The organism is Streptomyces sp. S6 (assembly GCF_054880855.1).
This window is the reverse complement of the sequence record NZ_JBTYMC010000067.1, coordinates 17,071-27,432: the sequence shown is the minus strand read 5'-3', so window position 1 is coordinate 27,432 and position 10,362 is coordinate 17,071. Positions and strand designations below refer to the sequence as shown.

Below are 10,362 nucleotides of genomic sequence, written 5' to 3'. Positions count from 1 at the left end.
GGTGCTGTCCGGCGGGACGCTCCTGGGCGCCGCGCCCGCCGGACAGCACCGCCCGGCCGAGACGGTCCTCGAACCGGGCGACCTGCTCGTCCTGCACACCGACCCCGACGCCCGTGCCGCCGTCACCTCCCGGCTCGTGGAGGCGAGGACGGCACGGGCGGGCGCCGAGGCGGTGGCCGAACCCCACACCGGCGAGGACTCGGCCTGTGTACTGGTCGCGAGGGTGCTGCCCTGACCTGCGGCGGCTACGCCTGCGCCGCCACCCCCTTGCCCCCCTTCGACTTCGGCAGCGCCAGCTTGATCTCCTCGCGGAGCTGGGCGATCTTCGGCACCTTCGCGTAGGGGCCGGTGAGCCGGTACATGTCGGCGAGCCGGTCCCAGGTGCGCAGGGAGGAGTTGGCGCCCATGGAGTTCAGGGCCTGGCGGGCGTAGTGGTGGCCGTGTTCGGCGTCGCCCGCGATGAACAGCGCCGAGGCCATCGACAGGTGGTCGAAGATCATCGAGCGCTGCTGGGTGTCGTCCCTGAGGGCGAGGGCCTTGTCGGCGTAGTACTGCGCCTGGGCCGCCGCGGCCGGGTCGTGCTCGGCGAGCGTGCGGTAGGCGAGGCCCTGCATGCCGTACAGGTCGGCTTCGTTGAACAGCTGCATCCAGGACGGGACGGGCCCGTTGTCCTGGTCGGAGGTGAACAGGTCCTCCGCCTTGCCGAGGGTGCGGCGCATCGCCTGCCCCTTGCCCTCCGCGGCCTGCGCCCACGCCTCCACGGTGTGGAACATGGCCCGGGTGCGCGGCAGGGCCTCGGGGCCCGCGCCGGACTGGGCGAGCCGCATCAGGTCGAGGGCCTCGTCGGGCTTGCCGAGGTGGACCATCTGCCGGGCCGCCCGCGACAGCGCCTCGCTCGCGCGGGGCCGGTCCCCGCCCTCACGGGCGGCGTGCGCGGCGATCAGGAAGTACTTCTGGGCGGTGGGTTCGAGGCCGACGTCGTGGGACATCCAGCCCGCGAGGACGGCGAGGTTGGCGGCGACGCCCCACAGGCGGCGCTGGAGGTGTGCCGGATGGCGGTAGGCGAGCATGCCGCCCACCTCGTTGAGCTGGCCGACGACCGCCTTGCGCTGAAGTCCCCCGCCCCGGGCGGCGTCCCAGGCGCGGAACACCTCCACGGAGTGCTCCAGGGCGTCGATCTCGTCGGCTCCGACGGGAGCCGCCTCGTAGCGGTCGAAGCCCGCCGGGTCGACGGTCAGCGGGTCGTCCAGGACGGGGGCGTCGGCGGACAGGATCGGGTCGGTGTGCAGCCAGTCGTACATGGCGCTGCTGAGTGCGGAGCCCGCGGCGAGCGCGGCGCCCGCGCCCACCAAGCCGCGTCGGTTGAGCATGAGGTCCATTCCCGTGAATTCGGTGAGGAACGCGACCGTCCGGTCGGGCGTCCACGGAATTCCGTCGGGTCGCTCAGTGCTCCCGCCGCTCTGCCGTTTTCCCGGGCGCCCGTGCCGGACCAGACCGAGGTCCTCGATGGTCACGACACGGCCGAGACGCTCGGTGAACAGGGCTGCCAGCACCCGTGGTACGGGATCGCGCGGGATCTCGCCCGTGTCGATCCAGCGCCGTACACGCGAGGTGTCGGTGGACAGCTGGGGGTGGCCCATGGCCGCCGCCTGCCGGTTCACCATCCTCGCGAGTTCCCCCTTGGACCAGCCGGCCAGGCCGAACAGGTCCGAAAGTCGGCTGTTGGGTTCTCCGCTCACGTCAAGCCCCCAGGTTCTCGGCTGGAGTTGACACTAGCCCGGTGCGGGTTGCCGAGCGACTATTCGCCAGGGTTCGCCAGGGTGCGCCACGTGGTGTGCCACGGCCGATCGGGTGTCAGGTAGGAACGCGCCACCCCGACCCGGTCTCCCCGGGGACACTCCCCAGGGTGCACCCGGGGGCCGGGCCGGGCGGCGCACCTACTTCGCAGGCACACGAAGGGATCTGTCTCGCCCATGTACGCAGCATCGTCCTCCGTGTCCGCGCCGCCCCGGCCGCCGTCCTACCCCCGCCAGGGTGGTGTCGGCGCCCCTTACCTCAGCCCCGTCGCCCCCGGCATGGTGCGGCAGCGCAGGCCCGCGGGCGTCGGCACACAACCGCTCAGCGGCAGACTGGACCTGTCGGGCCCGCAGGGCGCACAGTTGCGCACCGCGCTCGCGTCGGTGCACCGGATCTGCCCGGAGTTCGCCCCGGTGCAGGTGCTGCGCCGCAGCGGCCGTTCGGTCCTCCTCGTCGGGACGACCGGACGCAAGCCGGCCGTGGCGAAGTGTCTCCTGGACCACTCCCCCGCGTGGGTGGAGCGCGGCCGGCACGAGATAGCCGCGTACCGCACGTTCGTGCGGCAGCGTCCGCCGGTCAGGACGCCGAGGCTGATCGCGGCGGACCCGGAGAACTGCGTCCTCGTCATCGAGCGGATGCCCGGCCGGGTCGCGGCGCTGACGCGGCATCCGGTCGAGGCGCCGCCGCGCGCTGACATCCGGGCGGCGCTGGCGGCGATCCTCAGGCTGAACGCGTGGCGGCCCGCGGCGGGCGCGTTCGACGCGCCGCTGGACTACGCGGCACGCATCTCCCGCTACCACGAACTGGGGCTGCTGACCGACCGTGACCTCGGTGACCTCCAGAAGCTGCTGCACGGCATCGCGCAGGCGGCGGGCCGGGGCGGGATGGGGCAGTTCTGTCACGGGGACGCGCTGCTGTCGAACCTGCTGCTGTCCCCGGCGGGCCCGGTGCTGGTCGACTGGGAGCACGCGGGCTGGTACCTGCCGGGCTACGATCTGGCCGTGCTGTGGTCGGTGCTGGGGGACGCGCCGGGTGCCCGGCGGCAGATCAGCCAGCTCGCGCAGGCGGCGGGCCCGGCCTCCCGGGACGCCTTCCTGGTGAACCTGATGCTGGTGCTGACGCGGGAGATCCGGACGTACGAGACGGCCGTCCAGCGCGCCCTGCACGATCCGGCGCCGGCGCACGGCGGGGGTCTGCCGTCCGGCGAGGAGCAGCGGCTGCTGCTGCGGCGGCTGCACGACGACAGCCAGATGGCGCGGCGGGCGGTGCGGGCGGCGGTCGGCACGCGCTGAATGAGACCGAGGGCCTGCGGTGCGCCAGAGCGGCGGTGCATCGCAGGTCCTCAGCGCGTCGGGGCCACGGCACGGCGACGTCGTGGCGGGAAAGCGCCCGCGAAACGCGCCGGGTACTGCTGTGACGAGAGAGGACGCCTCCTGCCGGGCATGATTGACGGACCGTCAGCTTTTCGGCTGACACGGACCCGTGTCCGGCCCGCGCGTTCCCCCCACAGGAGGCCGCATTGCCCCGCCGTATCCCCCAGGCCGTCGCCTCGGCGGCCTTGCTGCTGCCGCTGCTCGCCGCCGCCCCGCCCCCGGAGGGGGGCTCCTCCCGGCTCGCCCTCCAGGGCACGTTCGCCGCGGCGGCGGCCCAGTACCGCGTACCCGCCGACGTCCTGCTGGGCGTCTCCTACCTCCAGTCCCGCTGGGACGGCCACCCCGGCGCCCCCAGCGTCATCGGCGGCTACGGCCCGATGCACCTGACCGACGCCCGCGCCGCCCTCCGAGGCACCCAGCACCACAGCGAGGGCACCGAGGATCCGCGGGGTGACTCCGCCCGCCCGTCCCTCGCGCCACGGACCGCGTCCCGGGCAGACACCGCGGACGCCCTGGACGCCCCCCGCCTGCGCACCCTGGACCGCGCCGCCGAGCTGACCGGCCTCGGCCCCGAGGCCCTGCGCACCGACCCCGGCGCGAACATCGAGGGCGGCGCCGCCCTCCTCGCCGAGGCCCAGCGTGAGCTGGGCGAACCCCTCAGCGCCGACCCCGCCGACTGGTACGGCGCGGTGGCCCGCTTCTCCGGCGCCGACGACACGGCCACGGCCGCCGCGTACGCCGACGACGTGTACGCGGTGCTGCGCGCCGGACAGGAGCGCGTCACCGACACCGGGCAGCTCGTCCGGATTGCCGCGCACCCTCGACTGGCCGCGGACAAGGGGCAGTTGGCGCACGCCGGGCTGCGGGGGCCGGTGACGGCCGGGACCGAGTGCCCGAAGGACGTGTCCTGCGAGTGGATCCCGGCGCCGTACAAGGAGTTCGGCGACCACGACTACGGCAACCACGACCTGGCGGACCGCCCGAAGTCGCAGAAGGTGCGGTACATCGTCGTCCACGACACCGAGGGCGCCTGGGCGGGGGTCCTGAACATGGTGCAGGACCCGGCCTACGTGTCCTGGCACTACACCCTGCGCTCGTCCGACGGGCACATCGCGCAGCACGTGAAGACCAAGGACGTGGCCTGGCACGCGGGCAACTGGTACGTCAACGCGGCGTCCGTGGGCATCGAGCACGAGGGGTTCCTGGCGCGGCCGGACGCCTGGTACACGGAGGCCATGTACCGCGCCTCGGCCCGGCTGGTGCGCTATCTGGCGCACCGGTACGGGGTGCCGCTGGACCGGCAGCACATCCTGGGCCACGACAACGTGCCGGGACCGGCGACGGCGAACGTCGCGGGCATGCACACGGACCCGGGCCCGTACTGGGACTGGCGCCACTACTTCGAGCTGCTGAAGGCGCCGATCCGCGCCACGGGCGGGCCGCACGGCGGTCTGGTGACGATCCGCCCCTCCTACGACGCGAACCGGCCGGTGTACACGGACTGCGCGGCGCAGGGCCAGCCCTGCGCGGACCACGGCTCCAGCGAGGTGCGCCTGTACTCGGGCCCCGGTGAGACGTATCCGCTGATCAAGGACATCGGCCGGGGCACGGACCCGACGGCCGGCGTCAACGACATCTCCTCGCGGGTCTCCACCGGCCAGCAGTACGCGCTCGCCGGGCGGCAGGGCGAGTGGACGGCGATCTGGTACCTCGGGCAGAAGGCGTGGTTCAAGAACCCGCACCGGCGTCCGGCGGCCGTGCACGCGGCGGGCCTGGTGGCCATGGCCAAGGCGGGGCGCGCGTCGGTGCCGGTGTACGGGCGAGCCTACCCGGAGGCGTCCGCGTATCCGAAGGGGGTGCCGGTGCAGGCGGTGGCGCCGCTGGCGTACACGCTGCCCGCCGGCCAGTCGTACGTCGTCGGCGGCGAGGTGCCCGGGGAGTACTTCTACGCGGTCACCTTCGCCACCGGCACGCACCAGGTGGTCGTCGGCAGGGACAGGTACTACGAGATCCAGTACGGGCACCGCGTCGCGTTCGTGCGCGCGGCCGATGTGGACGTGGTGCCGTCCGTACGGGGGTGAGAGTGCGGGGGTGAGGGCGTGAGGCTCTGCTCTGCCGGGTTCAGCCCTGCTGGAAGAGTTCCGCCGGGAGGGGCTTCAGGAGGGCGTACAGGTCGTCCGTGATGGGGCGGTCCCAGGCGGCGATGGTCACCAGGACGTTGTCGCTGCGGTCGAACTGGACGCAGGAGATCCGGCCCTCGGAGAGCTTGAGGCGCCGGACGATGAGGAGGTTGTCGCCCTGCATCACCGGCATGTCCTCGGTGCCGGTGACGGTGACCTCCTCGTCGTTCTCCAGGGCCAGCAGGAGCTGGGCCACCTCGAAGGGGATCTCGTCGTCGGCGGTGTCCCGGGCCGGGGAGCCCTCGGGGAGGTTGCCGATGATCATCGCGGGGCCGCGCCCGCCGAAGAGGTCGTAGCGCAGGAAGACGCCCTGACAGCTGCCGTCGGGGGCGGGGAGGAGGCCGGCGCCGAGGTTGCCGGGCCAGTCGCCCGGGTCCATGGCGAGGACGTCGAAATCGGGGCCGGCGGGGGTAGCGCTTCGGCGGCGGAGGAACGACATACCGCCATCGTACGGGGTGGCGGGGGCGGGTGGCCGGGCGCGGGTCGGACGGTGGTGGAGCACGGGTACGGGCCCCCGGTCCGCGCGAGGCGGGGCGGGGGCCCGTGGGCCGTCTCGGGTGAGGTCTCAGGCCATGTCTCGGGTGAGGTCTCAGGTCACGTCTCAGGTGAGGTCTCAGGTCACGTCTCAGGTCAGGTCGAACTCGCCCTCGCGCGCACCCGACATGAACGCGCCCCACTCCGCGGGGGTGAAGATCAGGGACGGGCTCTCGGGCCGGCCGCTGTTGCGCATCGCGATGAAGCCCTCGACGAAAGCTATCTGGACATCCCCCAGGCCCCGGCTGCCCGGCTGCCACTGCGCCCTGCTGAGGTCAAGGTCCTCCGGCTTCTCCCAGCCCGCCACCGGCTTCTGCTGGATGGTGCTCTCGGCCACGTCCGTGCTCCTCCCGGTTCCGTCGTCCGCGGGTCAGCCTATCCATCGCCACCGGGGCCCGACAGGGCACGTCGTGCGTACCTCTCAGGAGTCCGGCGGCTCGGCGCCCACCAGCCACATCGAGAAGAACTGGGAGCCGCCGCCGTAGGCGTGCCCGAGGACCTTGCGGGCGCCGTCGACCTGGTGTTCCCCGGCGAGGCCGCGCACCTGGAGGGCGGCCTCGGCGAACCGGATCATGCCGGAGGCGCCGATGGGGTTGGTGGACAGGACGCCGCCGGACATGTCGACGGGCAGGTCCCCGCCCAGCTCGGTGACCCCGGACTCGGTGAGCTTCCACCCCTCGCCCTCGTCGGCGAAGCCGAGGTTCTCCAGCCACATCGGCTCGTACCAGGAGAACGGCACGTACATCTCGACGGCGTCGATCTCCCGGCGCGGGTCGGCGATCCCGGCCTGCCGGTACACGTCGGCCACGCAGTCCTTGCCGGCCTGCGGCGACACCGCGTCCTTGCCCGCGAACAGCGTCGGCTCGCTGCGCATCGCGCCGCCCAGCATCCAGGCGGGCGGGCGGGGCGAACGGGCGGCCCCCGCACGGTCGGTGAGGACCATCGCGCACGCGCCGTCGGAGGACGGGCAGGTCTCGGAGTAGCGGATCGGGTCCCACAGCATCGGCGAGGACTGCACCTTGTCGAGGGTGATGTCGTGCTCGTGGAGGTGCGCGTAGGGGTTCTTGAGGGCGTTGCGGCGGTCCTTGTAGGCGACGAGCGAGCCGACGGTGTCGGGGGCGCCGCTGCGCCGGATGTAGGCCCGCACGTGCGGGGCGAAGAAACCGCCCGCGCCGGCCAGCAGGGGCTGCTGGAAGGGGATCGGCAGGGACAGGCCCCACATCGCGTTGGACTCGGACTGCTTCTCGAAGGCCAGCGTGAGGACGGTCGTATGGACCCGGGAGGCGACAAGACTGGCCGCCACCAAGGCGGTCGAGCCGCCGACGCTGCCCGCCGTGTGCACCCGCATCATGGGTTTCCCGACGGCGCCCAGCGCGTCCGCGAGGTACAGCTCGGGCATCATCACGCCCTCGAAGAAGTCGGGCGCCTTGCCGATGACGACGGCGTCGACGTCAGCCCAGGTCAACTCGGCGTCGGCGAGGGCACGTTGGGCGGCCTCGCGGACCAGTCCGGCGATGGAGACGTCTCTGCGGGCCGCGACGTGCTTGGTCTGGCCGACGCCGACGACGGCCACGGGTTCCTTGCTCATCGCGGGTCCCCTTCCAGGACGGCGACCAGGTTCTGCTGGAGGCAGGGCCCGGAGGTGGCGTGGGCGAGCGCCCGGTCGGCCTCGCCGCGGTGGACGCGGGTCGCGGCCTCGCCGATGCGGATCAGCCCGGCGGCCATCACCGGGTTGGACGCGAGCGCGCCCCCGGAGAGGTTGACGCGGACACTGTCGTCGAGCTTGAGGGCCTTGCGCAGCACGACCTCCTGGGAGCTGAACGGCGCGTGCAACTCGGCGGTGTCCACGGGCCGTTCGAAGGCGCCGGCCCTCTCGGCGGCGAGCCGCGTGGACGGCGAGTCGGTGAGGTCGCGCACGCCGAGGGAGTGGGCCTCGATGCGGTGGTCGACACCCCGGATCCACGCGGGCCGGTCGCACAGCTCGCGTGCCCTGTCCCCGGCGGCGAGGATCACGGCGGCGGCCCCGTCGCCGACCGGCGGACAGTCGCCGCGCCGCAGCGGCGCCACCACGTAGTCGCCCTGCGGCACCGAACCCCGTTGCTGCGCATGCCGGTTGAGGGTGGCGGCCCGCCTGCTGCGGGCGGCGATCGCCGCGAGTTCACGTTCGTCGGTGTCGCCCGCGTCGATGAGGGCCTGCGCCTGGAGGGCGGCGAGGGCGACGGAGTCGGGCCACAGGGGGGCGACGTAGTACGGGTCGAGCTGTCGGGTGAGGACGTCCCTCAGGTGACCGGGCGAGGACTTGCCGTACGAGTAGACGAGCGCGGTGTCGGCGTCGCCGGTACGCAGCTTCACCCACGCCTCGTACAGCGCCCAGGCGCCGTCCATCTCGACGTGGGACTCGGAGATCGGCGGCCAGGCGCCGACGCCGTCGAGGGCGAGGGTGAAGGAGAAGGCGCGGCCCGCGAGGTAGTCGGAGGAGCCGGAACAGGTGAAGCCGATGTCGGCGGTCCTCAGGCCGGTGCGGTCCAGGGCCTCGTGCAGGACCGGCATCAGCATCTCGACCTCGGACGACTCCTCGGTGGTGCGCCGGATGTCGCTCTGCGCGAAGGCGACGACCGCGATGTCCCGGGTCACAGCAGCTCCTTGAACGTGTCGTAGTCGGCGTCCGGCTCGCCGGTCGGCCGGTAGTGGTCGGGGTAGCGGGCTCCTTCGGTCCACACGGGTTCGACACGCAGGCCCATCCGGACCTGGTCGTAGGGGATGCCCGCGATCCGGCCGTGCAGGGCGAGATCGGCGCCGTCGAGGGCGATGTGGCCGTAGACGTACGGGACTTCGATGTCGAGGTTCTTCGCCTTGATGTTGACGACGCAGAAGGTGGTGACCGTGCCGGCGGGACCGACCTCGACCTGTTCGGCGGTCGCGACGCCGCAGGTGGGGCAGGCGCCGCGCGGGGGGACGTACACCTTGCGGCAGCGGGGGCAGCGCTCGCCGACCGTGCGCTGCTCGGAGAGGGCGGCGATGTAGGCGGTCTGGGCGCGGCCGGGTGAGTAGGTGTAGTCGAGGCGGGCGGGGGCGACGATGCCGGTGACGGGGTTCTCGGCCTCGCCCGCGTGGACGGCGACGACGGACTCCTCGCTGTCGTCCGGCTCGAAGCAGGCGATGTCGGTGATGGCGCCCTCGCGTTCGTCGGCCCAGCGGATGCGGACACGCATGCCGGTGCGGACGGCTTCGGGGCCGGGGGCGTCGAGGGCGTGCAGGAGGGCGGTGTCGGCCTGGTCCAGCTTCACCAGCACCCAGGCGAACGGCGTGTCGAGGGGCTGGCCCTGGCGCGGGGCGGGGTTCCAGGCCCAGGTGGTGACGGTGCCGGTGAGGCCGACGGGGACCAGATCGCCGAGTTCCTCGGCGGTGACGGGGTCGTACTCGACGGGTGGGACGAGGGTACGGCCGTCGCGGGTCCGTACCCCGAGGACGTACTGCTGGCGCAGGCCCGTGAGGAACGCGCTCTGGACGGGGCCGAGGGAGCGGGTGAAGGGGAACTCGACGACGAGCGGTGCCTTGAGCACGGTGGTGGTCCTTCGGTCAGGCCCGCTTGTAGACGGGGGCGCGTTTCTCGGCGAAGGCGCGGCTGCCTTCCTTGGCGTCGGCGGTCGCGAACACCGGCCAGCCGCGCTTGAGTTCGGCGGCCAGCCCCTCGGCCTCGGTGAGCTCGGCGGTCTCGTACACGGACGCCTTGACGGCCTCGACGGCGAGCGGGCCGCAGGCGTTGACCTGTTCGGCGATCTCCAGGGCCTTGTCGAGGGCGGTGCCGTCGGGGACGACGTGCCCGATCAGGCCGATCGCGGCGGCCTCCCGGGCGGTGTAGGGGCGGCCGGTGAGGAGCATCTCCAGGGCGTGGGTGCGGGGGATCTGCCGCTGGAGGCGGACGGTCGACCCGCCGATCGGGAAGAGGCCGCGCTTCACCTCGTACAGGCCGAAGGTCGCGGATTCGCCGGCGACGCGGATGTCGGTGCCTTGGAGCATCTCGGTGCCGCCCGCGACACAGTGGCCCTCGACGGCGGCTATGACCGGTTTGCGGGGGCGGTGGTGGCGGAGCATCGCCTTCCAGTGGAGGTCGGGGTCGGCGTCGAGGCGGTGGCGGTAGTGGTCGCCGTCGATGCCCTTGTCCTTGCCGTCCGCGCCCTGTCTGGCGAGGGCCTTGAGATCCATGCCGGCGCAGAACGTGCCGCCCGCGCCGGTGAAGACGACCGAGCGGATGCCGTCGTCCTCGTCCGCCTCGATCCAGCCGTCGTAGAGGCCGACCAGCATCGGCAGCGACAGGGCGTTCTTCGCCTCCGGGCGGTTGAGGGTGAGCACGAGGGTGGCGCCCTCGCGCCGGACTGTGAGGTGTTCTGTTCCACTCATGACGCTCTCCCCTGCTGAGCCTTGGGTGCAACAGGTTGCAGGAGGCACGTGGGCACTTCAAGGGTCGATCGGCGACT

At 72.9% G+C, this 10,362-nt stretch carries 9 protein-coding genes and 1 pseudogene; 3 read left to right on the top strand and 7 right to left on the bottom strand.

All coding sequences use genetic code 11. From position 1 onward, the window contains the following. Positions 1 to 235: pseudogene (locus tag ACVNF4_RS12395) on the top strand (phosphatase); the annotation flags it as partial. Between the two features lie 10 nt (positions 236 to 245). Here the strand turns inward: ACVNF4_RS12395 and ACVNF4_RS12390 are convergent. Beyond that, the gene (locus ACVNF4_RS12390; protein ID WP_461802811.1) at positions 246 to 1,739 is read right to left on the bottom strand and encodes a DNA-binding protein NsdB; all 1,494 of its coding nucleotides are present in this window, start codon (positions 1,737 to 1,739) and stop codon (positions 246 to 248) included. A 234-nt stretch (positions 1,740 to 1,973) separates the two neighbouring features. Between ACVNF4_RS12390 and ACVNF4_RS12385 the strand changes: the two genes are divergently transcribed. Both ACVNF4_RS12385 and ACVNF4_RS12380 read left to right on the top strand, forming a co-directional pair. Beyond that, positions 1,974 to 3,089 carry an aminoglycoside phosphotransferase family protein gene (locus ACVNF4_RS12385; protein ID WP_461802810.1) on the top strand — a complete coding sequence of 372 codons (1,116 nt, stop codon included), beginning with the start codon at positions 1,974 to 1,976 and terminating at the stop codon, positions 3,087 to 3,089. A gap of 227 nt (positions 3,090 to 3,316) precedes the next feature. After that, positions 3,317 to 5,251 carry an N-acetylmuramoyl-L-alanine amidase gene (locus ACVNF4_RS12380; protein ID WP_461802809.1) on the top strand — a complete coding sequence of 645 codons (1,935 nt, stop codon included), beginning with the start codon at positions 3,317 to 3,319 and terminating at the stop codon, positions 5,249 to 5,251. Positions 5,252 to 5,291: 40 nt separating this feature from the next. Here ACVNF4_RS12380 and ACVNF4_RS12375 read toward each other — a convergent pair whose 3' ends face one another. The 6 genes from ACVNF4_RS12375 to ACVNF4_RS12350 form a co-directional block, all read right to left on the bottom strand. Continuing rightward, entirely contained in the window at positions 5,292 to 5,789 is a 498-nt protein-coding gene (locus ACVNF4_RS12375; RefSeq protein WP_461802808.1) for a hypothetical protein, read from the bottom strand. 186 nt (positions 5,790 to 5,975) lie between these two features. Next, positions 5,976 to 6,221, bottom strand: a complete 246-nt coding sequence (locus tag ACVNF4_RS12370; RefSeq protein WP_461802807.1) for a DUF397 domain-containing protein — start codon at positions 6,219 to 6,221, stop codon at positions 5,976 to 5,978. Positions 6,222 to 6,305: 84 nt separating this feature from the next. Further along, entirely contained in the window at positions 6,306 to 7,472 is a 1,167-nt protein-coding gene (locus ACVNF4_RS12365; RefSeq protein ID WP_461802806.1) for a thiolase domain-containing protein, read from the bottom strand. Next, entirely contained in the window at positions 7,469 to 8,518 is a 1,050-nt protein-coding gene (locus ACVNF4_RS12360; protein ID WP_461802805.1) for a thiolase domain-containing protein, read from the bottom strand. Before ACVNF4_RS12360 ends, ACVNF4_RS12365 begins: the two co-directional genes overlap by 4 nt. Continuing rightward, positions 8,515 to 9,447: a Zn-ribbon domain-containing OB-fold protein gene (locus tag ACVNF4_RS12355; RefSeq protein ID WP_461802804.1), complete on the bottom strand. Its 933-nt coding sequence runs from the start codon at positions 9,445 to 9,447 to the stop codon at positions 8,515 to 8,517. Before ACVNF4_RS12355 ends, ACVNF4_RS12360 begins: the two co-directional genes overlap by 4 nt. 16 nt (positions 9,448 to 9,463) lie before the next feature. Further along, on the bottom strand, positions 9,464 to 10,285 hold the full coding sequence (locus ACVNF4_RS12350) for a crotonase/enoyl-CoA hydratase family protein (RefSeq protein ID WP_461802803.1): 822 nt from the start codon (positions 10,283 to 10,285) through the stop codon (positions 9,464 to 9,466). Positions 10,286 to 10,362 lie beyond the last annotated feature (77 nt).

Excerpts from the sequence above, each read along its gene's own strand:
- ACVNF4_RS12350 (WP_461802803.1), bottom strand. The coding sequence starts at position 10,285 with ATGAGTGGAACAGAACACCTCACAGTCCGGCGCGAGGGCGCCACCCTC.
- ACVNF4_RS12375 (WP_461802808.1), bottom strand. The coding sequence starts at position 5,789 with ATGTCGTTCCTCCGCCGCCGAAGCGCTACCCCCGCCGGCCCCGATTTC.
- ACVNF4_RS12385 (WP_461802810.1), top strand. The coding sequence starts at position 1,974 with ATGTACGCAGCATCGTCCTCCGTGTCCGCGCCGCCCCGGCCGCCGTCC.
- ACVNF4_RS12365 (WP_461802806.1), bottom strand. The coding sequence starts at position 7,472 with ATGAGCAAGGAACCCGTGGCCGTCGTCGGCGTCGGCCAGACCAAGCAC.